Here is a 26,964-nt window from a genome sequence, read left to right on the forward strand (position 1 = left end):
TCGCGGCGGAAGCCACCCGACGGACGGTCATCGCGACGGAAGCCACCACGGTCACCGCCACGGTCGCCACCGCGGTCGTCACGACGGTTGTCGCGGCGCTCGAAGTTGCCCCGGTCGTCGCGGCGGTCGAAGGTGCGCTCCTGGGCGACGGGTTCGGCGACGGCGGCCACGGCAGCGGCGACCTCGGCCTCGGCGGCCTCGACGACCTCGGCGACGGCGGCCTCCGGGTCCTCACCGCGCTCGCGGGCGGAGCGGGCGACGAGGCGGTCGGCCTCCTCGCGCAGCTCGGCGGCGCGACGGGTCGCGCGCTCCAGCTGCTTGGTCAGGTCGGCGACCTCGCGCTCGGCCTGCTTGGCGGCGTTGTTCGCGGAGTCGGCCTGGACCTCGGTGAGCGAGCGCGCACCGGTGATCTCGGCGACCTCCGGGTCGAAGGCGCCGGCGCCCTGGACGATGTGGCGCGAGGCGTCGACGCCCGCGTCCTCCATCAGGCGGAAGATCTGGCGGCGCTGGTGCGGCAGGGCCAGGGAGACGACGACGCCGGACTTGCCGGCACGGGCGGTACGGCCCGAGCGGTGCAGGTAGTCCTTGTGGTCGCCGGCCGGGTCCACGTTGAGGACCAGGTCGATGCCGTCGACGTGAATGCCGCGGGCGGCGACGTCGGTGGCGACGAGCGCGTTGACGTAGCCGTCCTTGAAGTCGGCGAGGACGCGGGTACGGGCGCCCTGCGTCATGCCGCCGTGCAGCGCGTCGGCCTTCACGCCGGCCTCGATGAGCTGCTCGGCGATGCGGTCGGCGCCCAGCTGGGTGCGGACGAAGATGATGGTGCGGCCCTTGCGGGCGGCGATGGCGGCCGTGACCGGCGCCTTGTCCTTCGGCTTCACGACGAGGACGTGGTGGGTCATGGTCGTGACGTTGCCCTGGGCGCTGTCGACCTCGTGGCTGACCGGGTTGGTCAGGTAGCGCTTGACCAGGGTGCCGATCTCGTTCTCCATGGTGGCGGAGAAGAGCATGCGCTGGCCGCCGGCCGGGACCTGGTCGAGCAGCTCGGTGACCTCGGGCAGGAAGCCCAGGTCGGCCATCTGGTCGGCCTCGTCGAGGACCGCGACCTCGACGTTCTCCAGGGAGCAGGCGCCGCGGTTGATGATGTCGCGCAGACGGCCGGGGGTGGCGACGAGGACGTCGACACCGCGCTCCAGGGCGTAGATCTGGTTGCCCATGGAGGTACCGCCGCAGACGACCTTCATCTTCAGGCCGAGGACGTCGCCGTAGGGCTGGAGGGCGTCCGCGACCTGCATGGCGAGCTCGCGCGTCGGGGTGAGGATGACCGCACGGGGCTTCTTCTTCTCCGTGTGGCCGTCGGCCAGGCGGGCCAGCGTCGGCAGACCGAAGGAGAGGGTCTTGCCGGAGCCGGTGCGGCCGCGGCCGAGGATGTCCTTGCCGGCCAGGGCGTCCGGGATGGTCGCGGCCTGGATCGGGAACGGCGAGGTGACACCGTTCTGGCCGAGCTTGCGCACGACGCCCTCGGGCAGACCGAGGTCCGCGAAGGTGAGGGTGGGCTCGGCGTCGTCGGCGTCGGCGGCCTGATCGGCCTCGGCGGTCACGTCGGCGACATCCGCCACGTCCGCCTCGAGGGCCTCGATGATCTCGTCGCGCTCGATGGCGTCCATGGCCTCGGTGACCGCGAGGGTCTCGGCGTCGACGATCTCGGTGGAGTCGTTCTCGGGCATGACGGAACGGTCAGAACTGGAAATGGACATGCGAAATGCGAAACCTTCCGGAGTCTCGGCACGCGCCCAAACTCCGTGAATCGCAAATCGACCGCCTCAATGCGGTCAGCCACGGCTAGGGAGAGTACGCGCCACACGGCGCTCTTCGGATTCGGCGCCGGGCAATGGGATCAAACGATCTATAACCATACGCACCCTCCCGGGGGTCTGGCAAGTCGCCCCCCGGGATCCGCCGCTGACCTGCGACGATGCCCCGGGGACGAGTTACGCGAACCCCGGACGGGCGACCCAGAACCCCTCAGAACGGGGCAGAGCAGCCCTAGGCCAGGGTCGCCCCGGGACCCGCGTCGGACGACCCGCTCGGTGTGGGTTCCGTCACAGTCGGGGTGGGGTCCGGCGTGGGGGTGGTCGTCCCGCCCGACCCGCCGGAGCCGGAGCCGGAACCGCCGGAAGCGGATCCCGAACCCGACCCGCCGGACCCCGAACCCGACCCGGACCCCGAACCGGATCCCGCGCCCCCGGCGGCCGACCCCGCACCGCCGGCCCCCGAGCCCGACCCGGCCCCGCCCGCCGCGGAACCCGAGCCGCCGGCCCCCGTACCGCCCCCGGAGGGCACCTGGCCGCCCTGACCGCCCGCACCGCCGCCCGGACCGGCCGACGGGGAGGGCTGCCCGGGCTTCGCGGGCGCGCCCGGGCTGGGCGAGGCGCCGGTCGCGCCGGAGGCCTTCCCGGGCTCGCCGTGCTTGCCCGCCTGGTTCCCCGTACCGTCCTTCACGCCGTGGCCGTTGCCGTGCACCCCGGAGCCGTGGCCGCCGGCCGCCCCGGCGGGCCCGCCCGTGTCCTTGCCGCCCACCGAGGCGGAGGGCCCCGGCTTCGCGGCGTCCTCGCCGACGCTCATGCAGCCGGCCGTCGCCGCCACCGCGAGCGCGGAGACGGCCAGTCTGAGGGACGCGGACAGGGAAGCGGTCAAAGGGCGCACGGGGGCACCTCCGGAGCACTGCGGCGGGGTCCGCGATGAGCGGGTCAATGAACCCAACTCCCTTTACCCCGTAAGAGACACGCCCCTTACGCGAACAGCTGTCGCGCCACCTGCGACCCGAGCGTCACCGCGCCGAGCCCCACCAGCACCGAGGCGGCCACGTTCGCCGCGGCCAGGAACCGCCAGCCGCGCTCGGCCAGCCGCAGGGTCTCGTACGAGAAGGTCGAGTAGGTGCTGAGCGCCCCGCACAGCCCCGTCCCCAGCAGCAGGCCCACCCGCGAGGAGCCCGCACCGGCCAGCGCCGCCCCCGCCAGTACCCCGAGCAGCAGACAGGCGGCGGCGTTGACCACGAAGGTCCCCCACGGGAAGACGGAATCGTGCCGCGCCTGCACCGCCCGGTCGGTCAGGTACCGCAGCGGCGCCCCGACCACGGCGCCCGCCACCACCAGCAGCCAGTTCACCGGCGCCCCCGCCGGCCGAGCGCCAGCCGGGTCACCGAGGCCGCCGCCCACACCGCGCCCAGCGCCGCCACCACCGTCAGCCCGGCGTACGCCAGCGCGGTCCCGGCCTCGCCCTCGTCCAGCAGCCGGGAGAAGTCCACGGCGTAGGCGGAGAAGGTGGTGAACCCGCCGAGCACCCCCACCCCCGCGAACGGCCGCAGCAGCGGGTGCGGCGCGCTCCGCCCGCCCTCGCTGATCAGCACCATGAGTACGCCGATCAGCGCGCAGCCCGCGGCGTTGGTCCAGAAGGTCGCCCACGGGAAATCCCCGGGCGCGGCCGGCCACAGCAGCGCCACCCCGTACCGGGCCGAGGCGCCGACGGCCCCGCCCGCGGCGACGGCGGCGAGCACCCGGCCCTGCGGCTCGGCCCGCTGGGCGGGTACGTGGAGGTCGACGTCGGGGTCGATGGCCTCCGCGCCGGGGACGGGCCGGGTCACCCGTAGCCCAGGGCGTGCAGCCGCTCGTCGTCGATCCCGAAGTGGTGGGCGATCTCGTGCACCACCGTCACCTCCGTCTCGGCGACCACGCTCTCCCGGTCCTCGCACATCCGCAGCGTGGGGTTCCGGTAGATCGTGATGCGGTCGGGGAGCACTCCGGCGTACCACTCGCCGCGCTCGGTGAGCGGGGTCCCCTCGTACACGCCGAGCAGCTCGGGGTCATCGGCCGGCGGCTCGTCCTCGACGAACACGGCGACGTTGTCCATCAGCCGCGTCAGCTCCGGCGGAATCCGGTCCAGGGCCTCTGCGACGAGCTCCTCGAACTCCTCGCGCGTCATCTCCAGCACCCGGCCATTGTCGCCCCGGTGGGGGCGCCCGCAGCTCGCGGGGGAAACCGTTTTGGCGATAGCTCCTCGGATCCCATATGCTTCTCACGTCCCCGACGCGCTGCAAAGTGCCCGGCGGGCCTTTAGCCCTCATCGTCTAGTGGCCCAGGACGCCGCCCTTTCAAGGCGGTAGCACGGGTTCGAATCCCGTTGGGGGTACGCAACACCATGTGCAAGACTTGCTCTTGCACACACCAGGTCCTGTGGAGCAGTTGGTTAGCTCGCCACCCTGTCAAGGTGGAGGTCGCGGGTTCAAGTCCCGTCAGGATCGCTGAGGCCGGAAACGGTCTCGTGGCTGGGTAGCTCAGTTGGTACGAGCGATCGCCTGAAAAGCGATAGGTCGCCGGTTCGACCCCGGCCCCAGCCACAGAAGGAAGGCCCCGTCCATCGGACGGGGCCTTCCGCGTTCTACCCCTCCCGCCGCTCCGCCCGGGCGGAGCGGCGCCGGTGCACCAGGCCGAAGACGAGGGCGCCCGCGCCGACCAGGCCGAGCAGCGCCCAGTCCGGGACGGCGTCCGCGAGGGAGCCGACCCACCGTTCGACGGCGTACGAGTCGTCGACGTCCAGCAGCCCGGGCAGGGCGCTCGCCCCGTCGTAGGCCAGGAACAGCGCGCCCAGGGTGATGAAGAACAGCCCGGACAGCAGTGAGGTCGTGTGCAGTTCGAAGCGGCCCGCCCGGAAGGCCCGGCCGCGCAGCCAGCGCCGCCGGCCGAGGTCGAAGCGCTCCCAGAGCAGGGCCAGCACGAACAGCGGTACGGCCATGCCGAGCGCGTACACCGCCAGCAGCAGGCCGCCGTAGACCGGGCTGCCGCTGACGGCGGCCACCGTCAGGACGCTGCCGAGGATCGGGCCGGCGCAGAAGCCGGCCAGCCCGTAGACCGCGCCGAGGGCGTACACCGACAGGGCGGTGGTCGGGCGGATCCGGCCGGACAGCTCGGAGAGCCGCCTCGGGGCGAAGCCGAGGCCCAGGATCTGGGCGAGGCCGAGCGCGATGATCAGCCAGCCGCCGGCGAGGACCAGCAGGTCGCGGTTGCCGTGGAGGAAGCGGCCCGCGTAGGAGCCGGCCGCGCCCATCGGTACGAGGGTGCTCGCGAGGCCCGCGTAGAAGATCCCGGTGCGTGCCAGGAGCCGGGAGCGGGAGTCGATGGAGTACGCGAAGAAGGCGGGCAGCAGCAGGGCGCTGCACGGGCTGAGCAGGGCGAGGAGGCCGCCGAGCAGGGCGGCCAGGTATCCGATGTGGGTCACTGCTTCGCCGCCGCCTCGGCCTTGGCGATGGCGGCGGTGAAGGCGTCCAGGGGCTGGGCGCCGGCGATGGGCTGCCCGTTGACGAGGAAGGAGGGGGTGGACTGGACTCCGATGCGGTAGCCCTCCTCCTGGTCGCGGCGCAGGGCGGCCGAGGCCTGCTCGCCGGCCAGGTCGGCCTTGAAGCGGTCCAGGTCGGGGACGCCGGCCTCGCGGGCCAGCTCGACGAGCCGGTCCTCGCCGAAGCCCTTGGCCTTGGCGCCCTCGGCGTACGCGGCCGCGTGGAAGGCGGTGAAGCGGTCCTGCTGCCCGGCGGCCCAGGCGGCCCTGGCGGCGGCCTCGGACTCGGCGCCGAAGATCGGGAAGTTGCGCCACTCGATGCGGAGGGTGCCGTCCTCGACGTACCTCTTCACCAGTTCGGGTTCGGTGTCGCGGGCGAACTTGCCGCAGTAGCCGCACTTGAAGTCGGAGTACTCGATGAGGACGACGGGCGCGTCGGCGCGGCCGACGGCGAGCTTGTCGCCGGCCTCGCGGCGGGCGAGCGCCTTGAGCTCGGCTGCGGGGTCGGTGCGGGGGGCGGCGGTGGCGGCGGTGTCGCGGTGCGGCTTCTCCTGGGGGGCGGTGGCCTGCCAGGACACCAGGCCGAGGGTGACGGCGGCGACGGCGACCCCGGCGGAGATCAGCAGGGGCTTGCGGGACGAGCGGGACATACGGGTACTCCAGAACTGCGTGGCTGCGTGCGGTGAGGGGGCTGGCGGTGCGCCCCCTCCTACACCCGCATCACGGACAGCTCCACCGGCTTCGGCGCCCGCTGGCCGGGGCCGCGTACGGGGACGCGTACGCGCATCGCGAGGTGCGGGCGCGCCTGCTCGGGCGCGGGGCGGGCCGCCGCGAGTTGCGCGTGGTCCTGCCCGCCGGTCCGGGGCGGCACTCCGGGCCCCGGCCCGTGCCCGTGGCCCCCGGGATCGCAGGAGGGCCCCCGCTCGCCGGCCGCGTCCGCCCGCACCGGCCCGCCCGGCCCGGCCGTGGCCCGGGCAGCGGGCCCCGGCTCCTCGGGCCGCACGGCAGGCGCGGAGGCCGGGACCGGGGCCGGGACCGGGGTCATGCGTCCCGGCCCGGCCAGGGCAGGGGCAGGGGCCCGCTCCGCGGCGCCCGGTACCCGCCCGGCCAGGGCGAGGAGGAGAGCCATGCCCAGCAGGACCACGAGGGCGGCGGCAGCCGGACGGCGGAAGGACACGGTGGGCGGCCTCTCACTCGCACAACTGGGGGACTCGTCCCGAAATGGTACGGGGAGGGGCACAAATGCGTTCGCCACCCGCCCGGCCCAGGTGAGATCCTCGATCAGGTATGTCTACTTCCTTCGCCGCCCTGCAGACGCTTCTCGGTGAGATCTCCCTCCGTGACGCGCACCGCCTCGGCCGCCGCCTCGAGGGCGCCCGCCGTATCCGCAAGCCCGAGGCCAGGCAGGCCGTGCTCGACGAGATCGCCGCGGAGGCCGAGAAGGCCGCCGCGCGACTGGCCGGCCGCGCCTCGCGCATGCCGGAGGTCACGTATCCCGAGAACCTGCCCGTCAGCCAGAAGAAGGACGAGATCGCCGAGGCGATACGCGACCACCAGGTCGTGATCGTCGCGGGCGAGACCGGCTCCGGCAAGACCACGCAGATCCCCAAGATCTGCATGGAGCTGGGGCGCGGCGTCCGGGGCATGATCGGGCACACCCAGCCCCGGCGGATCGCCGCCCGCACGGTCGCGGAGCGCATCGCGGAGGAGCTGAAGTCGGAGATCGGCCAGACGGTCGGCTGGAAGGTCCGCTTCACCGACCAGGTGGACCAGGACGCGACCTTCGTGAAGCTGATGACGGACGGCATCCTGCTCGCCGAGGTCCAGACCGACCGCGAGCTGCGCGCCTACGACACGATCATCATCGACGAGGCGCACGAGCGGTCCCTGAACATCGACTTCCTGCTCGGCTACCTGGCCACGCTGCTGCCCAAGCGCCCCGACCTCAAGGTGGTCATCACCTCGGCGACCATCGACCCGGAGCGGTTCTCCCGGCACTTCGGGGACGCGCCGATCGTCGAGGTCAGCGGGCGGACGTACCCGGTCGAGGTCCGGTACCGGCCGCTCCTGGAGGAGGACTCCGAAGAGAGCGACCGCGACCAGATCACCGCGATCTGCGACGCCGTCGACGAGCTCCAGGGCGAGGGCCCGGGCGACATCCTGGTCTTCCTCTCCGGTGAGCGGGAGATCCGCGACACCGCGGACGCGCTGGTCAAGAAGAACCTCCGCTTCACGGAGGTGCTGCCCCTGTACGCCCGGCTCTCGCACGCCGAGCAGCACCGGGTGTTCCAGCCGCACACCGGCCGCCGGATCGTCCTCGCGACCAACGTAGCCGAGACCTCCCTGACCGTTCCCGGCATCAAGTACGTGATCGACCCGGGCACGGCCCGCATCTCCCGCTACAGCCACCGCACGAAGGTGCAGCGGCTGCCGATCGAGCGGATCAGCCAGGCCAGCGCCAACCAGCGCAAGGGCCGCTGCGGCCGTACCAGTGACGGCATCTGCATCCGGCTGTACTCCGAGGACGACTTCAACGGCCGGCCGGAGTTCACGGACGCCGAGATCCTGCGGACGAACCTGGCGTCCGTCATCCTCCAGATGACCGCGGCCGGGCTCGGCGAGATCGAGAAGTTCCCCTTCATCGACCCGCCGGACCACCGCAACATCCGCGACGGCGTGCAGCTGCTCCAGGAGCTGGGCGCGCTGGACCCGGCGCAGAAGGACGCGAAGAAGCGGCTCACCCCGATGGGCCGCCAGCTCTCCCAGCTGCCGGTGGACCCGCGGCTGGCCCGCATGGTCGTGGAGGCGGACAAGAACAACTGCGTCCGCGAGGTCATGGTCATCGCGGCCGCCCTGTCCATCCAGGACCCGCGCGAGCGGCCGTCGGACAAGCAGACGCAGGCGGACCAGAACCACGCCCGGTTCAAGGACGAGACGAGCGACTTCCTCTCGTACCTGAACATGTGGCGCTACGTCCGCGAGCAGCAGAAGGAGCGCGGCTCGTCCTCGTTCCGCCGGATGTGCAAGCAGGAGTACCTGAACTTCCTGCGGATCCGGGAGTGGCAGGACATCTACGCCCAGCTGCGGTCGGTGGCGCGGACGATGGGGATCCACGTCAACGAGGCCGACGGCACCGAGACCAGCATCCACATCTCGCTGCTGGCCGGTCTGCTGTCGCACATCGGCCTCAAGGACACCGACAAGAACGAGTACCTGGGCGCGCGGTCGGCGAAGTTCGCGGTGTTCCCGGGCTCGGCGCTGTTCAAGAAGCAGCCGAAGTTCCTGATGTCGGCGGAGCTGGTGGAGACCTCCCGGCTGTGGGCTCGGGTGAACGCCAAGGTGGAGCCCGAGTGGGTGGAGCCCCTCGCGCAGCACCTGATCAAGCGCACGTACAGCGAGCCGCACTGGGAGAAGGACCAGGCGGCCGTGATGGCGTACGAGAAGGTCACGCTGTACGGCGTGCCGATCGTCGCCCAGCGGAAGATCAACTACGGCCGGATCGACCCGGAGGTGTCGCGGGAGCTGTTCATCCGCAACGCGCTGGTCGAGGGCGACTGGCGGACCCACCACAAGTTCTACGCCGACAACCGCAAGCTGCTGACCGAGGTCGAGGAGCTGGAGAACCGGGCGCGGCGCCGCGACATCGTCGTGGACGACGAGACCCTGTTCGACTTCTACGACCAGCGGATCCCGGAGCACGTGGTCTCGGGGGCGCACTTCGACTCCTGGTGGAAGCACAAGAAGGGCGAGGAGCCCGAACTCCTCGACTTCGAGCGCGAGATGCTGCTGACGGAGAAGGCCGCCGGGGTCACCAAGGCCGACTATCCGGATTCCTGGCGGCAGGGGCAGCTGAAGTTCCGGGTGACGTACCAGTTCGAGCCGGGTGCGGACGCGGACGGTGTGACCGTGCACATTCCGCTCCAGGTGCTGAACCAGGTCACGGACGAGGGCTTCGACTGGCAGATCCCGGGGCTGCGGGAGGAGGTCGTCACGGAGCTGATCCGTTCCCTGCCGAAGCCGATCCGCAGGCACTACGTACCGGCGCCGAACTACGCGACGCGTTTCCTGCAGACGGCGCATCCCATGCAGGAGCCGCTGCCGGTGACGCTGGCGCGCGAGCTGCACCGGATGGTGGGCGTGCCGGTGGCGGCGGAGGACTTCGACCTGGGCCGGATCCCGGACCACCTGAAGATCACTTTCCGGATCGTCGACGAGCGGCGCCGCAACCTCGCCGAGGACAAGGACCTGGAGGCGCTGCGGCTGAAGCTGAAGCCGAAGGCCCGCCAGGCCCTCTCCAAGGCCGCGGCGGCCACCGCCGAACGGGCGGGCGGGGAGTCCCTGGAGCGCACCGGTCTGACGGACTGGACGATCGGCACCCTGGAGAAGGTCTTCGAGACCCGCCGGGCCGGCCAGCCGGTGAAGGCGTACCCGGCGCTGGTGGACGACGGGACGAGCGTCTCCGTACGGCTCTTCGACACGGAGGCCGAGCAGCAGCGGGCGATGTGGCTCGGCACCCGGCGCCTGATCCTGCTGAACATCCCGGTGAACCCGGCGAAGTTCGCCTCGGACAAGCTGTCCAACCAGCAGAAGCTGGCGCTGTCGCGCAATCCGCACGGCTCCATCCAGGCGCTGTTCGACGACTGCGCGACGGCGGCCGCCGACAAGCTGATCGCCGACCACGGCGGCCCCGCCTGGGACGAGGCAGGCTTCCGCCGGCTCTACGACCGGGTCCGGGCCGACCTGGTGGACACGACGGTGCGGACGGTCGGGCAGGTGCAGCAGGTCCTGGCGGCCTGGCAGGCCTGTGAGCGGCGCCTGAAGGCCACGGGCAGCCTGGCCCTGATGGCGAACGTCGCGGACGTGAAGGCGCAGCTGGCGGCCCTGATGCCGGCCGGTTTCGTCACGCTGACCGGGCTGAAGCGGCTGCCGGACCTGATGCGCTACCTGGTGGCGGCCGACCGGCGGCTCCAGCAGATGCCGACGGGCGCCCAGCGCGACACGACCCGCATGCAGAAGGTCCACGAGATGCGGGACGAGTACCTGTGGCTGCTGGAGCAGTTGCCGAAGGGCCGGCCGGTCCCGGAGGCGGTCACCGAGATCCGCTGGATGATCGAGGAACTGCGGGTCAGCTACTTCGCGCACGCGCTCGGGACGGCGTACCCGATCTCCGACAAGCGCATCGTGAAGGCGGTGGACGCACTCGCCCCGTGATCGGGTTCGACCGCACCCCCTGACCTGCTGTACAGTCTGATTCGCAGCCGAGCAATCGGCAGCGATCGAGGACCTGTGGAGCAGTTGGTTAGCTCGCCACCCTGTCAAGGTGGAGGTCGCGGGTTCAAGTCCCGTCAGGTTCGCAGAAACGTCAGGGCCCGTATCCCACAAGGGATTCGGGCCCTGACGCGTATCCGGGTGCTGATCGTGCGCACGACGCCGGCGGGCCGGGCCCGCACCCCCACCGCATGATCGCCCGAGGCTCACAGCGGCCCTGTGGGCCCCTCTGAGGGCCCCGGCGTCCCTGCGGTACTTCCCGGCCGCCGATCAGGCCCGGGGGGCTTACAGGGGCCCTTCGGCGGGCCGGGGGGACGCATCGCCCAGAGGGGAAAAATCCCCCATACGCGTGAGGAGCTCTGTACCGGACCTCCCTTTACGGGGGGCATTGCCGGATGTACAAGAGTTATCAGCTGTGACGGGTGTCACCACATGAGTTTTTGAGACTCACACGCTTATCGGACTCATATGCACGCTCGATTTAATATGTGCAATGGCACCCATCCCTCGCCGGCATCCGGGGGCGACGGGACCCGCACCCTCCCCGGCCCGCCCGGGGGCGCTCCGGACATAAAAAAAGATCGCGCTGGACCCGGCGGAGTCCAGCGCGATCGAACGGCAGTGACCTGTTGGGGCAGGCCCAGCCGATGAAGCCATGTGGGTTTCATCGGATTGGGGGATCCGACACGTACCCGTTAATGCGGTGTTGCTGCGGGACCTCAGGCCTCGCTGCGCTGCTGCGGAATTCCCGCGAGCAGTGCGCGAACCTCGGCCTCGCGGTAACGGCGGTGTCCACCCAGGGTGCGGATGGACGTGAGCTTGCCAGCCTTGGCCCAGCGGGTGACCGTCTTCGGGTCCACGCGGAACATCGTGGCAACCTCAGCCGGGGTCAGCAGCGGCTCGGCATCAGGGGTGCGAGCGGTCATGAGCGGCCTCCTCGGGAGAACCGAACCATCTCGGTTCTTTCCTCTAAATTCTGCACCTTGGCCCGCGTTGCCCGAAATGGACATACGCAGGCCGAGTCGGTTATAGGACGAACGGCTTGTCCTCGGCACTACAACTACACCATCCGTCCAGCCTCGACGGCCAAACCGATGGAATTGCCCTCCGAGGTGTTCATCAGCGGCGGAAGCCGATGGACCGCCCTATAACGGACAGTCACCCCACTGTGACGATCAGTCACAGAGCGATCAGGAGTCGTCAGACCCCCCATAGAGTGCAATACCGAGCATTCCGCCCAAAGTTGGGTGGAAGGAACCCTCCCCGGACTCCTTGTCCTATTTTGGCACGAGGGTAGGGGAAGGGCGCAAGGGTGTGGATAGTGCGTTCCGTCACGCTTGGGCCAATGGCCCGTATCGGGACGTAGGTCCTGGAACTAAGACCCTAATGCGGTGATCAAACCCCTGATCTGCGTATTGTGGCCGATCGGCCGATGACAACCGATACGGGCGATACGCGAGAGGCCCGAACGGGTACCGAACGGGATTCGTACATGATCCCCATCGACCCCGGGTTCCGAAAGGCCCAAAGCCCTCCTAGTTCGCGAAGAGCCTCCCCCGGACCGCCCGCCACCGCAGCGAAAGCTCCCCGTACACCTGTGCGGCGCCCTCATGGTCGCCCGCCCGCAGGGCCGCGAGGCCCTCCGCCAGGTCACGGGCCGACCGGTCCCCCGCCAGGTCGTCAGCCGGCAGCGCGTGCAGCAGCCCCCCGTAGTCCAGTTCGACCATCGAGCGCGGATGGAACTCCTCCAGCCAGCTCCCGACCTCCACCAGCCCCTCCGCCAGCGGCCCGTAGCCCTGGCCCTCCTCGGCGCGCAGGGTCCGCAGCGCCCGCGCGAGCCGCCGCCGGGCCTGCACCATCGGCGTCCGGTAGCGCAGCCGTTCGCCCGGCAGGTACTCCCGCTCCTCGTCCGCCACCAGCACGAACCAGCGCAGCGGGACCTGCCACACCCCGGTCCGGATCCACGGCCGCGCGTCCGGGTTCCGCTCGCGCCAGGCCTCGTACGCCTCGGCGGCCCGGCGCCGCTGCGCCGGCGGCAGCGCCGCGTCCAGCACCGGGCGCGGGAACTCCGCCCCGGAGCCCCCGGCCTGGGAGCCACCCCCACGAGCCAGCTCCTGCAGCGCCAGCCAGCCGCGCAGCCGGGTCCGCCAGGGGCACACCAGCAGCACCCCGTCCAGCTCCACCGTGAAGGCGTCCCCGCTCTCGTGCACCGGGACCCCGACCACGGGGACCCGTACCAAATCGGAGAGCGAGCGCCTCAGTTCGTCCTGGGCCGTCGGGGCGGTCCCGCGCCGGGCGTACGCGGCCCAGTGCGTGCGCTCGGGCTCCTCGAACGCCGCGAGGGGCTCGTACACGCGCAGGTAGGAGGCGTACGGGACGGCCGGCGCGGGCCGTGGGGATTCGCTCACGCCCCGGTCCTCCCCTTTTTGGCGCTCCGGCTCACCTCCGGGGCCCGGGTAACCCGGGAGTGTTCCGATCCCCGGACAGGGGGTACCCCCGCGCGCCGCAGGTCTTACTCTGCTCCCAGTGCGCCCTCCCCCACCCGCAGGGCGGGCGTCTTTCCGCCGCATCTCTTCCATGGGAGTCACCACCGTGACCGAAATGACCGACGGCGTCCTGCACACCCTGTTCCGTTCGGAGCAGGGCGGCCACGAGCAAGTCGTGCTGTGCCAGGACCGAGCCACGGGCCTCAAGGCCGTCATCGCCATCCACTCCACCGCCCTGGGCCCCGCCCTCGGCGGCACGCGCTTCCACGCGTACGCCTCGGACGAGGAAGCCGTCCGCGACGCGCTGAACCTCTCGCGCGGCATGTCCTACAAGAACGCCCTCGCCGGTCTCGACCTCGGCGGCGGCAAGGCCGTGATCATCGGCGACCCGTCCGTCCTCAAGAGCGAGGAACTCCTGCTGGCCTACGGCCGGTTCGTGGAGTCGCTCGGCGGCCGCTACGTCACCGCCTGCGACGTCGGCACGTACGTCGCGGACATGGACGTCGTCGCCCGCGAGACCCGCTGGGCCACCGGCCGCTCCCCCGAGAACGGCGGCGCCGGCGACTCCTCCGTGCTGACCGCATACGGCGTCTTCCAGGGCATGCGCGCCAGCGCCCAGCACCTGTGGGGCGACCCGACGCTGCGCGGCCGCAAGGTCGGCGTCGCGGGCGTCGGCAAGGTCGGCAAGCACCTGGTCCGGCACCTGCTGGAGGACGGCGCCGAGGTCGTGATCACGGACGTCCGCGAGGAGTCCGTCCGCGAGGTCCTCGACCTCCACCCGGACGGGAAGATCACCGCGGTCGCCGACACCGAGGCCCTGATCCGCGTGGAGGGCCTGGACATCTACGCCCCCTGCGCGCTCGGCGGAGCCCTCAACGACCACTCCGTCCAGGTCCTGACCGCCACGGTCGTCTGCGGCGCGGCGAACAACCAGCTCGCCCACCCGGGTGTGGAGAAGGACCTCGCGGACCGCGGGATCCTCTACGCCCCCGACTACGTGGTCAACGCGGGCGGGGTCATCCAGGTCGCCGACGAGCTGCACGGCTTCGACTTCGACCGGTGCAAGGCGAAGGCCTCGAAGATCTTCGACACCACCCTGGCCATATTCGCACGTGCGAAGGCGGACGGGATCCCGCCGGCCGCCGCGGCCGACCGGATCGCCGAGCAGCGGATGTCCGAGGCCCTCGCGGAGCGCGCTGCGGCACGCAAGGCGTAGCCCTTCCGGGACCCGCCGGAGCGCGGCGAGACAGAACTCACTGCGCTTCGGCGGGTCGGCGGCCAGGAAAGCGTTAAAATCGCAGCTGACCAGCGAGTACGGGGTGTCCCGCTGGTTCTGTGGAGAGGCACGTCATGCGGGCGGCGTACCGTATGGCCGCGGAAGCAGGTACCGTTAAACCCCTACGGACGGTCTCTCCACGGAGAGCCCGCTCCGAACCATGAACGCGTGTCAGACTCTGGGGCCGTCGAGCCCCGTCACCGAGGGGGTCGAGCCATGGGGCGCGGCCGGGCCAAGGCCAAGCAGACAAAGGTCGCCCGCCAGCTGAAGTACAACAGCGGCGGGACTGACCTCTCGCGTCTGGCCAATGAGCTGGGCGCATCGCAGACAGAGCCGCTGCCTATCAGCGCGCCGGTCGAAGTCGATGACGATCTGGACGACGACGACCCGTACGCCAAGTACGCGGATCTGTACAACGATGACGACGAGGACGAGGACGAGCAGTCCGGTCCCTCGGCGCGCCGTCGCGGGGCTTGACGCACCGATCCTCTGTTCACGGCGTGCGTACCAGCAGGCTGACTGAACTTGTTCCACATGTGCCGAAACCCGGTCCAGGGCATTGCCCCGGACCGGGTTTCAGTGCTGCTCAGACCGCGTAGCTCCCGGTCAGCGTCGCGCCCTCGGCGTGGTCGCCCCGGTCGAGGATCTCGCCGGCGACCCAGGCCTCGACGCCCCGGTCGGCGAGGGTGGTCAGGGCCACGTCCACCGACTCCTGCGGGACCACGGCCATCATGCCGACGCCCATGTTGAGGGTCTTCTCCAGCTCCAGCTGCTCGACGCTGCCGGCCTTGCCGACCAGGTCGAAGATCGCGCCGGGCGCCCAGGTGGAGCGGTCGACGGTGGCGTGCAGGTGGTCCGGGATGACCCGGGCGAGGTTCGCCGCGAGGCCGCCGCCCGTGATGTGCGAGTACGCGTGGACCTCGGCCGTCCGGGTGAGGGCCAGGCAGTCCAGCGAGTAGATCTTGGTCGGCTCCAGCAGCTCCTCGCCGAGGGTGCGGCCGAGCTCGTCGACGTGCTGGTCCAGGGACATCCCGGCCCGGTCGAAGAGGACGTGCCGGACGAGCGAGTACCCGTTCGAGTGAAGGCCGGACGAAGCCATCGCGATGACGGCGTCCCCCGTACGGATGCGATCGGCGCCGAGGAGGCGGTCGTACTCGACCACACCGGTGCCGGCGCCCGCGACGTCGAAGTCGTCCGGTCCGAGGAGGCCCGGGTGCTCGGCGGTCTCGCCGCCGACGAGGGCGCAGCCGGCGAGGACACAGCCCTCGGCGATGCCCTTGACGATGGCGGCGACACGCTCGGGGTGCACCTTGCCGACGCAGATGTAGTCCGTCATGAACAGCGGCTCGGCACCGCAGACGACGATGTCGTCCATGACCATGGCGACCAGGTCGTGGCCGATGGTGTCGTACACGCCCAGCTGGCGGGCGATGTCCACCTTGGTGCCCACGCCGTCGGTGGCCGAGGCCAGCAGGGGGCGCTCGTAGCGCTTGAGGGCGGAGGCGTCGAAGAGGCCGGCGAATCCGCCGAGGCCGCCGAGGACCTCGGGGCGCTGCGTCTTCTTCACCCACTCCTTCATCAGCTCGACGGCGCGGTCGCCCGCTTCGATGTCGACGCCGGCGGCTGCGTAGCTGGCACCGGTGGTCTTCTCTGTCATGACAGGCGAGAGCTTTCGTGTCGTTGCTGCGTGTGGTGCCGGGCCCCGGGAGAAGCCTCAAAGACAGGGCTCGGCGCAGGTGGAGCCGGGCCGGCCCGGGAAGGGCCGGCCCACGGGCCTACGGGCGGCGGAGCGCGTCGGCGGCGTCGGTGCCGCCCGCGAGCTCGTTCTCCAGGAGCTGCTTGCCCAGGAGCTGCGGGTCGGGCAGCTCCATGGGGTACTCGCCGTCGAAACAGGCTCGGCAGAGGTTGGGCTTCTGGATGGTGGTCGCCTCGATCATCGCGTCGAGGGAGATGTACGAGAGCGAGTCCGCGCCCAGCGACGTGGCGATCTCGTCGACCGTCATGCCGTTGGCGATCAGCTCGGCCCGGGTGGCGAAGTCGATGCCGAAGAAGCACGGCCACTTCACCGGCGGGGAGGAGATCCGGATGTGGACCTCGGCCGCACCGGCCTCGCGGAGCATCTTCACGAGGGCGCGCTGGGTGTTGCCGCGGACGATCGAGTCGTCGACGACGACGAGGCGCTTGCCCCGGATGACTTCCTTGAGGGGGTTGAGCTTGAGGCGGATGCCGAGCTGGCGGATCGTCTGCGAGGGCTGGATGAAGGTCCGGCCGACGTAGGCGTTCTTGACCAGGCCGGAGCCGTACGGGATCCCGCTGGCTTCGGCGTAACCGACGGCGGCGGGCGTGCCGGACTCCGGCGTCGCTATCACCAGGTCGGCCTCGACCGGGGCCTCCTTGGCGAGGCGCCGGCCCATCTCGACGCGCGAGAGGTAGACGTTCCGGCCGGCGATGTCGGTGTCCGGGCGCGCCAGGTAGACGTACTCGAACACACAGCCCTTGGGCTTCGCTTCCGCGAAGCGCGAGGTGCGCAGGCCGTTCTCGTCGATCGCGATGAGCTCGCCCGGCTCGACCTCGCGGACGAAGCTGGCTCCGCAGATGTCGAGGGCGGCGGTCTCGCTCGCGACCACCCAGCCGCGCTCCAGGCGGCCGAGGACCAGCGGGCGGATGCCCTGCGGGTCACGGGCGGTGTAGAGGGTCCCCTCGTCCATGAAGACCAGGGAGAAGGCGCCCTTGACCTGGGGGAGGACCTTGGCGGCCGACTCCTCGATGGTCAGGGGCTTGCCGTCCTCGTCGGTCTGTCCGGCGAGGAGGGCGGTGACCAGGTCGGTGTCATTGGTGGCGGCCACCTGGGTGGCACGGCCGTCCTGACGGGGGAGGTCGGCGACCATCTCGGCGAGCTCGGCGGTGTTCACCAGGTTGCCGTTGTGACCCAGGGCGATGGAGCCGTGGGCGGTCGCCCTGAAGGTGGGCTGAGCGTTCTCCCAGACGGAGGCTCCGGTGGTCGAGTAGCGGGCGTGACCGACCGCGATATGACCTTGGAGGGATCCGAGGGAGGTTTCGTCGAAGACCTGGGAAACGAGGCCCATGTCCTTGAAGACGAGGATCTGGGAACCGTTGCTCACAGCGATTCCCGCGGACTCTTGTCCGCGGTGCTGCAGTGCATACAGTCCGAAGTAGGTGAGCTTGGCGACCTCTTCACCCGGAGCCCAGACACCGAAGACGCCGCAAGCGTCCTGGGGGCCCTTCTCACCGGGGAGCAGGTCGTGGTTGAGTCGTCCATCACCACGAGGCACGCCACCGAGTGTAGGCGAGATCGACCACTGGTCCGAATTGGGGACGGCCGGGAAATCTCACAGCACAGAGGGTGACGGGGCGGCCCCGTCTCGTATTCCGATCACTTTGTTGACAGCTACGAGGGAATTCGTACAGGCTCTCGCCCCATGCAGCCTCTCGGTGACCGTGCGGTCACCCTCGTCGAGCGCCGCCACGTAGACCTGGTCCGTGTCGCGAGCGCCATCTGTCGCTGTTCTGCGTAGCCACAACTCTTTCTGCTTCTTCCCCATTTCGCTCGCCCGGCCCCGCCCTGCCGTGCCGCGCGCCGTCCCGCGCCCGCCCGGGGCAGGGGCGGCCGCGCCGTGCCCTGGAGTTCCCGTGTCTTCGTACAACAGCAAGCTGTCCCGCCGTGCCTTCGGAGGTGCCGTCGGAGTGACCGCGGCCACCGCCGCCGTGGGGCTGGGCGCCGCTCCGGCGCAGGCCGCCGACGCCCGTGAGGCGGGCCCGGAGGAGCGTGTGTTCCGGGCCGCGCGGGGCCGCCGCTCACGCCGCCCGAACATCCTGTTCATCCTCGGGGACGACCTCGGCTGGGCCGACCTCTCCTCGTACGGCTCCCCGCACATCAAGACCCCGAACCTGGACCGCCTCGCCCGCCAGGGCGTCCGCTTCACCGACGCCTACTCGGGCTCCGCGACCTGCTCCCCGACCCGTTTCAGCCTGTACACCGGGCGCTACCCGGCGCGCACCAAGGGCGGTCTGGCGGAGCCGATCGCCGACAGGTCGGCGGGCCTGGACCCGACGCACCCGACGCTGGCCTCGCTGCTGAAGGAGGCCGGCTACGCCACCGCGCTGATCGGCAAGTGGCACGCCGGCTACCTGCCCGACCACAGCCCGACGAAGTCCGGCTGGGACACGTTCTTCGGGAACTTCGGCGGGGCTCTGGAGTACTACTCCAAGCTGGGCCTGGGCGGCGAGTACGACCTCTACGAGGGCGACGCCACGTACAAGGACCTGCGCTACTACACGCGGATCATCACGGAGCGGGCGAGCGAGTACGTCTCCCGCGACCACGGCGGCAGGCCGTGGCTGCTGAACCTGAACTTCACCACCCCGCACTGGCCGTGGATCGCCGACGGGGACACGGCCGAGAGCGCCGAGATCGTCCGGCGGATCGAGGCGGGCGACGCGCGGGCGCTGTGGCACCAGGACGGCGGCTCGGTCGGGAAGTACAAGCAGATGGTCGAGGACCTCGACCGGTCGGTCGGCGAGGTGCTGCAGGCGCTGAAGCGCTCCGGCCAGGAGGACGACACCCTGGTCGTCTTCTCCAGCGACAACGGCGGCGAGCGGTTCTCCTACAACTGGCCGCTGTCCGGCAACAAGGCCTCGCTCCAGGAGGGCGGGATCCGGGTGCCGAACATCGTCCGCTGGCCCGCCCGGCTGGACGGCGGCCAGGTCAGCCGGGTGCCCGTGTTCAGCCCCGACTGGACAGCGACCCTGCTGGAGGTGGCCGGCACCCGGCCGCACCGGGCGTACCCGCTGGACGGGGTGAGCCTGGCCGGGTACCTGCTGCGCGGCGAGGAGCCGGCCGGGCGGGACCTGTTCTGGCGGGTGCGCGGGGAGCGGGCGCTGCGCCGGGGCGACTGGAAGTACTACCGCGGCAAGTCGGGGCGCGACCAGCTGTTCGACCTGGCCGGGGACCTGCGGGAGCAGGCCGACAAGGCGGCCGTCGAGCCGGCCAGGCTGGCGGAGCTGCGCAAGGCCTGGGAGGCGGTCGACGCCGGACTGCTGCCGTACCCGGCCTGACCGGCCCGTCGGGGTCACTCCGCGGCGGAGGCGGCCTCGGCGGTGAGGGTGGTGCCGTCGGGGGCGGTGAGGGTGAGGGTGCGGCCCTGGACCTTCCAGGTCAGGGGGCCGGAGCCGAAGAGGGCGGTGAGGGCCCGCTCCACCTCTCCCGCCGCGCCCTCGCAGGCCATCCGGGTGGTGGTCGGCGGGCCGAAGGTGACGGTGGTGCCGTCGACGGTGACGGGGGCGCTGAAGCGGTTGCAGCCGAGGGTGCCGCTCGCCTGGCCCTCGGGGGTGAGGGTGAAGCGGGCCTCCCGGTCGCCGGGGGCGGTGGTCCCGGCGACGGAGCGCACGGTCCAGGCGGTCGCGGTGAGCGGGGCGTCCGGGACGGGCGGCGTGGCGGAGGTCTGCACGGTCAGGGCGGCGTCGCCGCGGTCCTGCCCGGTGGCAGTGCACGCGGTCAGGGCCAGTACGAGGGCCAGGGCGCCGGTCGTGAGGAGCCTGAGGGTACGCATGCCCCTGGGACGGGTCCGGCGGCCGGCCGGTTCCGTCCCGCTCAGGTCATCAGGGGGAGGAGCCCGGACAGGTCGGCCCGCTCGCCGCTGGCGCTGACCCGGGCGGCGTCCAGTTCCGCGGCCCAGCCGGTACGGCCCGTCGCGAGCCGGATCCAGGTCAGCGGGTCGGTCTCCACCACGTTCGGCGGGGTGCCGCGGGTGTGGCGGGGGCCCTCCACGCACTGGACCACCGCGAAGGGGGGCACCCGTACCTCGACGGAACCGCCGGGGGCCTTGAGCGCGAGGGCGTCGGCGAGCAGGCGCGTACAGGCGGCCAGTGCCTGCCGCTCGACCGGGATGTCGAGGCCGGCGGCACGGTTCAGGTCGTCGGTGTGGACGACCAGCTCGACGGTGCGGGTGACCAGGAAGTCCGCCAGGGTCATGTCCCCGATCCACAGGTCCAGCACCCGGCTGCCGGGGTTGGCCTCCAGCGCCTCGGCGAGGCGGGCGCCGGCCCGCTCGTACAGCTCGGGGAGCGGGGCGCCGGTCAGGGTCTCCCGGGCGGCCTCGGAGATCTTCCCGGCGAGGGAGGCGGTGGCGGAGGGCCACTCGACGGCGGTCAGCTCGGCGACGGCGGCGGGCGGCCGGGCGAGACCGCCGGCCAGCGAGTCGGCGATCCACGCGACGTGTGCGGCGAGCTCGGCCACGCTCCACTCGCCGATCCCGCTGGGCCGCGCGAGCTGCTCGGGCGCCAACTCCCCGACCGCCCGGGCCACATGCCCGAACTGTGCGGTGACCGCGGCGCGGATCTTCGCCTGGTCGTAGGTACGCGGCTTCCTCTTGGCGGGCGGCATGCCCCGACCCTACTCGGGGAGGCGGGGCCGGGCGGCCGCGGAAACGGCCGGCCCCCGCCCGGAAGGGTTCCGGACGGGGGCTGGGGCGCGTCGGGCGCCGGGGACGATCAGGCCAGCAGGGCCGGGATCGTGGCCTCGTGGGCTTCGCGGAGTTCGGCCAGGGGGAGGGTGAACTCGCCCTGGACCTCGATCGCGTCGCCGTCGACCACACCGATACGGGCGGCCGGCAGGCCCCGCGCACCGCACATGTCGGTGAAGCGGAGCTCCTCGCTGCGCGGGACGGCCACGATGGCGCGGCCCGCGGACTCGGAGAACAGGAAGGTGAACGCGTCCAGGCCCTCCGGGACGACCACGCGCGCACCGTTGCCGCCCTTGAGGCAGGACTCGGTGAGCGCCTGGATGACGCCGCCGTCCGACAGGTCGTGCGCGGCGTCGATCATGCCGTCGCGCGAGGCGGAGATCAGGATCTCGGCGAGCAGCTTCTCGCGGCCCAGGTCCACCTTCGGCGGCAGGCCGCCGAGGTGGTCGTGGACGACCTGGGACCAGGCCGAGCCGCCGAACTCCTCGGCCGTGTCGCCCAGCAGGTAGAGCAGCTGGCCGGCCTCCGCGAACGCCATCGGCGTGCGGCGGTTGACGTCGTCGATGACGCCGAGGACCGCCACGACCGGGGTCGGGTGGATCGCGACGTCGCCCGTCTGGTTGTAGAGGGAGACGTTGCCGCCGGTCACCGGGGTGCCCAGCTCGAAGCAGCCGTCCGCGAGACCGCGGGTGGCCTCGGCGAACTGCCACATGACGCCCGGGTCCTCGGGGGAGCCGAAGTTCAGGCAGTCGGAGATCGCCAGCGGCTTGGCGCCGGTCGCGGCGACGTTGCGGTACGCCTCCGCGAGGGCCAGCTGCGCGCCCGTGTACGGGTCGAGCTTGGCGTAGCGGCCGTTGCCGTCGGTGGCCATGGCGACGCCGAGGTTGGACTCCTCGTCGATGCGGACCATGCCCGCGTCCTCGGGCTGCGACAGGACGGTGTTGCCCTGCACGAAGCGGTCGTACTGGTCGGTGACCCAGGACTTGGAGGCCTGGTTCGGGGAGGAGACCAGGGCCAGGACCTGCGCGCGGAGCTCCTCGGAGGTCGCCGGGCGGGGCAGCAGGCCGGCGTCGTCGGCCTGGAGGGCGTCCTGCCACTCGGGGCGGGCGTAGGGGCGCTGGTAGACCGGGCCCTCGTGGGCGACGGTGCCCGGGGGCACGTCCACGATCTGCTCGCCGTGCCAGAAGATCTCCAGGCGCTCGCCCTCGGTCACCTCACCGATGACGGTGGCGATGACGTCCCACTTCTCGCAGATCTCCATGAAGCGGTCGACGTGCTGCGGCTCGACGATCGCGCACATGCGCTCCTGCGACTCGCTCATGAGGATTTCCTCGGGCGAGAGCGTCGCGTCGCGCAGCGGGACGGTGTCGAGCTCGACGCGCATGCCGCCGGAGCCGGCGGAGGCCAGCTCGGAGGTGGCGCAGGAGAGCCCGGCGCCGCCGAGGTCCTGGATGCCCGCGACCAGCTTCTCCTTGAAGATCTCCAGGGTGCACTCGATGAGGAGCTTCTCCTGGAAGGGGTCGCCGACCTGGACGGCGGGGCGCTTGGTGGGCTTGCTGTCGTCGAAGGTCTCGGACGCGAGGACCGAGACGCCGCCGATGCCGTCGCCGCCGGTGCGGGCGCCGTAGAGGATGACCTTGTTGCCGGGGCCGGAGGCCTTGGCGAGGTGGATGTCCTCGTGCTTCATCACGCCGATGCAGCCGGCGTTGACCAGCGGGTTGCCCTGGTAGCACTCGTCGAAGACGACCTCGCCGCCGATGTTGGGCAGGCCCAGGCAGTTGCCGTAGCCGCCGATGCCCGCGACGACGCCCGGCAGGACACGCTTGGTGTCGGGGTGGTCGGCCGCGCCGAAGCGCAGCGGGTCGACGACCGCGACGGGGCGGGCGCCCATGGCGAGGATGTCGCGGACGATGCCGCCGATGCCGGTGGCCGCGCCCTGGTAGGGCTCGATGTACGACGGGTGGTTGTGCGACTCGACCTTGAAGGTGACCGCGTAGCCCTGGCCGACGTCGACGACGCCGGCGTTCTCGCCGATGCCGACGAGCATGGCGTCGTTCGGGGGGACCTTCTCGCCGAACTGCCTCAGGTGGACCTTGCTGCTCTTGTAGGAGCAGTGCTCGGACCACATGACGGAGTACATGGCGAGCTCGGCGCCGGTGGGACGGCGGCCGAGGATCTCGCGGATCCGGGCGTACTCGTCCTCCTTGAGGCCGAGTTCCTTCCAGGGCTGGGAGGCGTCCGGGGTCTCGGTGGCGTTCTTTACGGTGTCGAGGCTCATGCGCTGACCAGCTTCTTCAGGACCGACGTGAAGAACGGGAGGCCGTCGGTGCGGCCGGTCCCGATCAGCGGCTCGACCGCGTGCTCGGGGTGCGGCATGAGGCCGACGACGTTGCCCGCGGCGTTGGTGATGCCGGCGATGTCGCGCAGCGAGCCGTTGGGGTTCACGTCCAGGTACCGGAAGGCCACTCGGCCCTCGGCCTCCAGTTCGTCGAGCGTGCGCTCGTCGGCGACGTACCGGCCGTCCATGTTCTTGAGCGGCACGGAGATCTCCTGGCCGGCGGTGTAGTCGCCGGTCCACGCGGTGTCCGCGTTCTCCACCCGCAGCTTCTGGTCGCGGCAGATGAAGTGGAGGTGGTTGTTGCGGAGCATCGCCCCCGGCAGCAGGTGGGCCTCGGTGAGGACCTGGAAGCCGTTGCAGATGCCGAGGACGGGCATGCCGGCCTTGGCCTGCTCGATGATGGTCTCCATCACCGGCGAGAACCGGGAGATGGCTCCGGCGCGCAGGTAGTCCCCGTAGGAGAAGCCGCCCGCGAGGACGACCGCGTCGACCTGGTGCAGGTCCTTGTCGCGGTGCCAGAGCGAGACCGGCTCGGCCCCCGCGAGGCGGACGGCGCGCAGCGAGTCACGGTCGTCGAGCGTTCCGGGGAACGTGACGACTCCGATGCGTGTGGTCACCGTCAGGCCTCGACCTTCACGGTGAAGTCTTCGATGACGGTGTTGGCGAGGAACGTTTCGGCCATCTTGTGGATGCGGTCGAGGGCGGCCTGGTCGACCGGGCCCTCCACCTCCAGTTCGAAACGCTTCCCCTGGCGGACGTCGGCGATCCCATCGAAGCCCAGGCGCGGCAGTGCACGCTGCACCGCCTGGCCCTGGGGGTCGAGGATCTCCGGCTTGAGCATGACGTCGACTACGACGCGTGCCACTGGCACTCCCGATGAGGTGGTTGGTGCGAAGGCGGTTCCCTCAGCGTACCCGCCCGAAATTTCTACGCGGGTAGATATCCGCCGGGCCCGAACCTCCCGCCGTTTCGGCTTCACCAACGCTTCGCAAAATCCACCGGAAAACCACGCCCCCGGGATTGCGACGGGACACGCGGGGAGAATTAACTGGGCTTCGCAATTCAATGGGAATCGCGGTACAAAGGAATCAGCCGGGATTCCCACGGTTTGACGTATTCCACCGAAACATCCACACAGGCGACATCACCGCACGTCAGCGGGCGGCGACGGCGCACGAAGGGACCGATATCCGTGGCGCAGCGCGTAGTAGTCACGATCTCCGACGACATCGATGGCGGAGAAGCGGCGGAAACGGTCACGTTCGCCCTGGACGGTAAGTCGTACGAGATCGACCTCAATGCCGCCAACGCAAAGAAACTGCGGAAGAGCCTGGCGCCCTTCGTGGCCGCCGGCCGCCGCCGGTCCCGGTCCGGGAAGACCTTCAAGACGACGTCGATCGCGCCGGACCCGGCGGTCGTGCGGGCCTGGGCGCGCTCGCACGGGCACAACGTGCCGCCGCGGGGCCGCATCCCCAAGTCCGTCTACAGCGCGTACGAAGCGGCCCACTGACCGTCCGGTGGCCGCCCGGTGACCGCCGGGCGGCCACCACCGCCCGGGGTCCGCCGACCCGGATTTGCCATGCACCCCCTCCGATCGGCTAATGTGTGGATCACGCCGAGGGGCGAGGCCGAAAGGCAAGAACCCCGAAGTCGTGCGGGTGTAGTTCAGTAGCAGAACACCCCCCTTCCAGGGGGGAGGCGCAGTGTGCAATCCCTGTCACCCGCTCTGCACGGCTTTACCGACCACGGTTGTGGATCAGGTAGAGTAGTGCTCGCATCGCGACGGCCCCGGTCGTAGCGAGATGCGGACGTAGCTCAGTTGGTAGAGCACCACCTTGCCAAGGTGGATGTCGCGCGTTCGAGTCGCGTCGTCCGCTCAGTGAACGAAGGCCCCGATCGGAATCCGATCGGGGCCTTCGTCATTTCCACTCCCCTCCCCCTCTCCCCCTCGCCTTTGTGGCGCGGATCACGTCCGATGACAAATGTCATCGCGGGCGGTGACAGCACGCACTGATCCGCCCGCCGGGCCGCCGCGAGGCTTGAGCCATGACCACCGACACAGTGATCCAGGCAGAGGAACTGCGCCGCGGCTACACCGGGGGCTTCGAAGCCGTGCGGGGCGTCACCTTCTCCGTGGCGCGCGGCGAGGTCTTCGCCCTGCTCGGCACCAACGGCGCCGGCAAGACCTCCACGGTCGAGCTGCTGGAGGGGCTCGCCGCCCCGACCGGCGGGCAGGTCCGCGTCTTCGGACTCGACCCCCACACCCGGCGGGCCGAGGTCCGCCCGCGGACCGGGGTCATGCTCCAGGAGGGCGGCTTCCCCTCGGACCTGTCGGTGACCGAGACCGTCCGGATGTGGAGCGGGGTCACCACCGGCGCCCGCCCGGCGGCGGAAGTGCTGGAGCTGGTCGGACTGGCCGCACGGGCGTCCGTACGCGTCAAGCAGCTGTCAGGCGGCGAGCGGCGGCGGCTCGACCTCGCGCTCGCCCTGCTGGGCCGGCCGGAGGTGCTCTTCCTCGACGAGCCGACCACCGGGATGGACCCCGAGGGCCGCCAGGACACCTGGGCCCTCGTACGGGAACTGCGGGCGCAGGGCACCACGGTGCTGCTGACCACGCACTACCTGGAGGAGGCCGAGCAGCTCGCCGACCGCCTCGCGATCCTGCACGAGGGGGAACTGGTCCTGTCGGGCACCCCCGCGGAGGTGACGGCCACCCAGCCGTCCCGGATCCGCTTCACCCTGCCCGCCGGGGTCCCCGTCGCCCGGCTGCCGCTGGAGCTGCGCGCGGCGGCCGACGGACAGCGGGTGGAGATCCGCACCGAACGGCTCCAGCACGACCTGGGCGCGCTCCTGCGCTGGGCCGACGGGGCCGGGATCGCACTGGCCGGGCTCGACGCCCGCCACGCCTCCCTGGAGGAGGCCTTCCTGGAGATCGCCCGGAGCCGGCGCCACACGGACACCGGCGCTCTCGCCCACGACGACACGATGGCGGGGACCCGATGAACACCATGACCCTGAACCCCGGCCGGCTCGCCGCACTCGGCCGCTCCGAGCTCACCCTGCTCCTGCGCAACCGGGCCGCGCTGAGCGTGGCGGTGCTGCTGCCCGCCTCGATGGTGTTCGTCCTGCGCTCCTCCGTCGGCGGGGACACCGCGTCCGCCGTCGCCGAGGCCACCCTCACCGGTGGGATCGGGATGGTGCTGCTGCTCGTCGTCTACATGAACCTGGTCTCGGCGTTCGTGGCCCGCCGCGAGGAGCTCGTACTGAAGCGGCTGCGCACCGGAGAGGCCGGCGACCTGGAGATCCTCGCCGGGACGGCGCTGCCCGCCGCCGCCATCGCGCTCGCGCAGATCGCCGTGCTCACCGTCGCCGGCGCCTCGGTGCTCGGCGCGCCGATGCCCGACAACCCGGCGCTCGTGGCGGCGGGCGTGCTCGCCGCGATGCCGCTGCTCGCCGGACTGGCCGCGCTCACCAGCGCGTTCACCCGCAACGTGGAGACCGCGGGGCTGACCACGCTGCCGCTGTTCCTGGCGACGACGATCGGCTCGGGGGTGTTCGCGTCGACGGACGCGATGCCCGACGTGGTGGCCTCGGTGTGCGAACTGCTGCCGCTCAGCGGGGTGATGACGCTCGTCCGGGCCGGCTGGAGCGGCGGGGTGGCGGGGTACGACCTGCTGGGGGACGCGCTCACCACGCTGGCCTGGATGATCGTCACGGTGTTTGCTGTCCAGCGGTGGTTCCGCTGGGAACCGCGACGCTGACCAGAGCGAAGAGCCGGGGGGA

25 protein-coding genes and 6 tRNA genes are annotated in these 26,964 nt (G+C 71.3%); 14 read left to right on the top strand and 17 right to left on the bottom strand.

Translation table 11 applies throughout. The features are described 5' to 3' along the window. The 5 genes from ACZ518_RS36460 to ACZ518_RS36480 all read right to left on the bottom strand — a co-directional run. The coding region (locus ACZ518_RS36460; RefSeq protein ID WP_469117337.1) for a DEAD/DEAH box helicase at positions 1 to 1,757 on the bottom strand (1,757 nt) is incomplete at its 3' end. Between the two features lie 289 nt (positions 1,758 to 2,046). Further along, on the bottom strand, positions 2,047 to 2,706 hold the full coding sequence (locus ACZ518_RS36465) for a hypothetical protein (protein WP_469117338.1): 660 nt from the start codon (positions 2,704 to 2,706) through the stop codon (positions 2,047 to 2,049). A gap of 86 nt (positions 2,707 to 2,792) precedes the next feature. Continuing rightward, positions 2,793 to 3,167, bottom strand: coding sequence for a fluoride efflux transporter FluC (locus tag ACZ518_RS36470; RefSeq protein WP_469117339.1), 375 nt, complete (start codon positions 3,165 to 3,167; stop codon positions 2,793 to 2,795). Continuing rightward, entirely contained in the window at positions 3,164 to 3,643 is a 480-nt protein-coding gene (locus ACZ518_RS36475; RefSeq protein ID WP_469117340.1) for a FluC/FEX family fluoride channel, read from the bottom strand. The genes ACZ518_RS36470 and ACZ518_RS36475 overlap by 4 nt, the downstream gene beginning before the upstream one ends. Further along, positions 3,640 to 3,990, bottom strand: a complete 351-nt coding sequence (locus tag ACZ518_RS36480) for a metallopeptidase family protein (protein ID WP_469117341.1) — start codon at positions 3,988 to 3,990, stop codon at positions 3,640 to 3,642. Before ACZ518_RS36480 ends, ACZ518_RS36475 begins: the two co-directional genes overlap by 4 nt. Positions 3,991 to 4,115: 125 nt before the next feature. Between ACZ518_RS36480 and ACZ518_RS36485 the strand changes: the two genes are divergently transcribed. The 3 genes from ACZ518_RS36485 to ACZ518_RS36495 all read left to right on the top strand — a co-directional run bounded on the left by ACZ518_RS36485 (position 4,116) and on the right by ACZ518_RS36495 (position 4,396). After that, positions 4,116 to 4,188, top strand: a tRNA-Glu gene (locus tag ACZ518_RS36485). A gap of 38 nt (positions 4,189 to 4,226) precedes the next feature. Then, positions 4,227 to 4,300, top strand: a tRNA-Asp gene (locus ACZ518_RS36490). Between the two features lie 22 nt (positions 4,301 to 4,322). After that, positions 4,323 to 4,396, top strand: a tRNA-Phe gene (locus ACZ518_RS36495). A gap of 41 nt (positions 4,397 to 4,437) precedes the next feature. Here ACZ518_RS36495 and ACZ518_RS36500 read toward each other — a convergent pair. The 3 genes from ACZ518_RS36500 to ACZ518_RS36510 are packed head-to-tail and all read right to left on the bottom strand — an operon-like array spanning position 4,438 to position 6,508. Then, on the bottom strand, positions 4,438 to 5,274 hold the full coding sequence (locus tag ACZ518_RS36500) for a cytochrome c biogenesis CcdA family protein (RefSeq protein WP_469117342.1): 837 nt from the start codon (positions 5,272 to 5,274) through the stop codon (positions 4,438 to 4,440). Continuing rightward, the gene (locus ACZ518_RS36505; RefSeq protein ID WP_469117343.1) at positions 5,271 to 5,981 is read right to left on the bottom strand and encodes a DsbA family protein; all 711 of its coding nucleotides are present in this window, start codon (positions 5,979 to 5,981) and stop codon (positions 5,271 to 5,273) included. Before ACZ518_RS36505 ends, ACZ518_RS36500 begins: the two co-directional genes overlap by 4 nt. A 59-nt stretch (positions 5,982 to 6,040) precedes the next feature. Next, positions 6,041 to 6,508 (bottom strand): hypothetical protein, encoded by a 468-nt coding sequence (locus tag ACZ518_RS36510; RefSeq protein WP_469117344.1) that lies wholly within the window; start codon positions 6,506 to 6,508, stop codon positions 6,041 to 6,043. 110 nt (positions 6,509 to 6,618) lie between these two features. On the opposite strand from ACZ518_RS36510, the gene hrpA reads away from it, so the two are divergent. Beyond that, positions 6,619 to 10,542: an ATP-dependent RNA helicase HrpA gene (gene hrpA, locus ACZ518_RS36515; protein ID WP_469117345.1), complete on the top strand. Its 3,924-nt coding sequence runs from the start codon at positions 6,619 to 6,621 to the stop codon at positions 10,540 to 10,542. A gap of 69 nt (positions 10,543 to 10,611) precedes the next feature. Continuing rightward, positions 10,612 to 10,685 (top strand) — tRNA-Asp (locus ACZ518_RS36520). 633 nt (positions 10,686 to 11,318) lie between these two features. On the opposite strand, the gene bldC is transcribed toward ACZ518_RS36520, so the two are convergent. Both bldC and ACZ518_RS36530 read right to left on the bottom strand, forming a co-directional pair. Then, positions 11,319 to 11,525, bottom strand: a complete 207-nt coding sequence (gene bldC, locus ACZ518_RS36525; protein ID WP_003949541.1) for a developmental transcriptional regulator BldC — start codon at positions 11,523 to 11,525, stop codon at positions 11,319 to 11,321. A gap of 609 nt (positions 11,526 to 12,134) precedes the next feature. Continuing rightward, the gene (locus tag ACZ518_RS36530; RefSeq protein ID WP_469117346.1) at positions 12,135 to 13,007 is read right to left on the bottom strand and encodes a DUF8083 family protein; all 873 of its coding nucleotides are present in this window, start codon (positions 13,005 to 13,007) and stop codon (positions 12,135 to 12,137) included. 169 nt (positions 13,008 to 13,176) lie between these two features. Here ACZ518_RS36530 and ACZ518_RS36535 point away from each other — a divergent pair, with 169 nt between their 5' ends. Both ACZ518_RS36535 and ACZ518_RS36540 read left to right on the top strand, forming a co-directional pair. Beyond that, positions 13,177 to 14,301, top strand: a complete 1,125-nt coding sequence (locus tag ACZ518_RS36535) for a Leu/Phe/Val dehydrogenase (protein WP_469117347.1) — start codon at positions 13,177 to 13,179, stop codon at positions 14,299 to 14,301. A gap of 276 nt (positions 14,302 to 14,577) precedes the next feature. Beyond that, positions 14,578 to 14,838 carry a DUF3073 domain-containing protein gene (locus ACZ518_RS36540; protein WP_469117348.1) on the top strand — a complete coding sequence of 87 codons (261 nt, stop codon included), beginning with the start codon at positions 14,578 to 14,580 and terminating at the stop codon, positions 14,836 to 14,838. Between the two features lie 109 nt (positions 14,839 to 14,947). Here ACZ518_RS36540 and purM read toward each other — a convergent pair whose 3' ends face one another. Further along, the gene (gene purM, locus ACZ518_RS36545) at positions 14,948 to 16,018 is read right to left on the bottom strand and encodes a phosphoribosylformylglycinamidine cyclo-ligase (protein WP_362456326.1); all 1,071 of its coding nucleotides are present in this window, start codon (positions 16,016 to 16,018) and stop codon (positions 14,948 to 14,950) included. 118 nt (positions 16,019 to 16,136) lie between these two features. Continuing rightward, positions 16,137 to 17,654, bottom strand: a complete 1,518-nt coding sequence (gene purF / locus ACZ518_RS36550) for an amidophosphoribosyltransferase (protein ID WP_125602472.1) — start codon at positions 17,652 to 17,654, stop codon at positions 16,137 to 16,139. 147 nt (positions 17,655 to 17,801) lie between these two features. On the opposite strand from purF, the gene ACZ518_RS36555 reads away from it, so the two are divergent. After that, positions 17,802 to 17,897, top strand: coding sequence for a putative leader peptide (locus ACZ518_RS36555; RefSeq protein WP_352211348.1), 96 nt, complete (start codon positions 17,802 to 17,804; stop codon positions 17,895 to 17,897). Positions 17,898 to 18,012: 115 nt separating this feature from the next. Continuing rightward, positions 18,013 to 19,437, top strand: a complete 1,425-nt coding sequence (locus tag ACZ518_RS36560) for a sulfatase-like hydrolase/transferase (RefSeq protein WP_469117349.1) — start codon at positions 18,013 to 18,015, stop codon at positions 19,435 to 19,437. A 14-nt stretch (positions 19,438 to 19,451) separates the two neighbouring features. On the opposite strand, the gene ACZ518_RS36565 is transcribed toward ACZ518_RS36560, so the two are convergent. From ACZ518_RS36565 to purS, 5 genes are all read right to left on the bottom strand, one after another. Beyond that, the gene (locus ACZ518_RS36565; protein ID WP_469117350.1) at positions 19,452 to 19,931 is read right to left on the bottom strand and encodes an META domain-containing protein; all 480 of its coding nucleotides are present in this window, start codon (positions 19,929 to 19,931) and stop codon (positions 19,452 to 19,454) included. A gap of 41 nt (positions 19,932 to 19,972) precedes the next feature. Next, positions 19,973 to 20,764: a maleylpyruvate isomerase family mycothiol-dependent enzyme gene (locus ACZ518_RS36570; RefSeq protein WP_469117351.1), complete on the bottom strand. Its 792-nt coding sequence runs from the start codon at positions 20,762 to 20,764 to the stop codon at positions 19,973 to 19,975. A gap of 107 nt (positions 20,765 to 20,871) precedes the next feature. Continuing rightward, positions 20,872 to 23,121, bottom strand: coding sequence for a phosphoribosylformylglycinamidine synthase subunit PurL (gene purL, locus ACZ518_RS36575; RefSeq protein WP_469117352.1), 2,250 nt, complete (start codon positions 23,119 to 23,121; stop codon positions 20,872 to 20,874). After that, the gene (gene purQ, locus ACZ518_RS36580; protein ID WP_125594811.1) at positions 23,118 to 23,798 is read right to left on the bottom strand and encodes a phosphoribosylformylglycinamidine synthase subunit PurQ; all 681 of its coding nucleotides are present in this window, start codon (positions 23,796 to 23,798) and stop codon (positions 23,118 to 23,120) included. The genes purL and purQ overlap by 4 nt, the downstream gene beginning before the upstream one ends. A 2-nt stretch (positions 23,799 to 23,800) precedes the next feature. Continuing rightward, positions 23,801 to 24,046: a phosphoribosylformylglycinamidine synthase subunit PurS gene (purS, locus tag ACZ518_RS36585; protein WP_042801325.1), complete on the bottom strand. Its 246-nt coding sequence runs from the start codon at positions 24,044 to 24,046 to the stop codon at positions 23,801 to 23,803. A 327-nt stretch (positions 24,047 to 24,373) separates the two neighbouring features. Between purS and ACZ518_RS36590 the strand changes: the two genes are divergently transcribed. The 5 genes from ACZ518_RS36590 (at position 24,374) to ACZ518_RS36610 (ending at position 26,942) form a co-directional block, all read left to right on the top strand. Continuing rightward, positions 24,374 to 24,691 carry a histone-like nucleoid-structuring protein Lsr2 gene (locus tag ACZ518_RS36590; RefSeq protein WP_469117353.1) on the top strand — a complete coding sequence of 106 codons (318 nt, stop codon included), beginning with the start codon at positions 24,374 to 24,376 and terminating at the stop codon, positions 24,689 to 24,691. Between the two features lie 144 nt (positions 24,692 to 24,835). Beyond that, positions 24,836 to 24,907: transfer RNA gene (locus ACZ518_RS36595), tRNA-Gly, on the top strand. A gap of 78 nt (positions 24,908 to 24,985) precedes the next feature. Beyond that, positions 24,986 to 25,058 (top strand) — tRNA-Gly (locus tag ACZ518_RS36600). A 169-nt stretch (positions 25,059 to 25,227) separates the two neighbouring features. Next, the gene (locus ACZ518_RS36605) at positions 25,228 to 26,184 is read left to right on the top strand and encodes an ABC transporter ATP-binding protein (protein WP_469117354.1); all 957 of its coding nucleotides are present in this window, start codon (positions 25,228 to 25,230) and stop codon (positions 26,182 to 26,184) included. Further along, complete coding sequence (locus tag ACZ518_RS36610) at positions 26,181 to 26,942, top strand: ABC transporter permease (RefSeq protein WP_469117355.1); 762 nt, start codon at positions 26,181 to 26,183, stop codon at positions 26,940 to 26,942. The genes ACZ518_RS36605 and ACZ518_RS36610 overlap by 4 nt, the downstream gene beginning before the upstream one ends. Positions 26,943 to 26,964 lie beyond the last annotated feature (22 nt).

Source organism: Streptomyces sp. NPDC033966 (genome assembly GCF_055575955.1).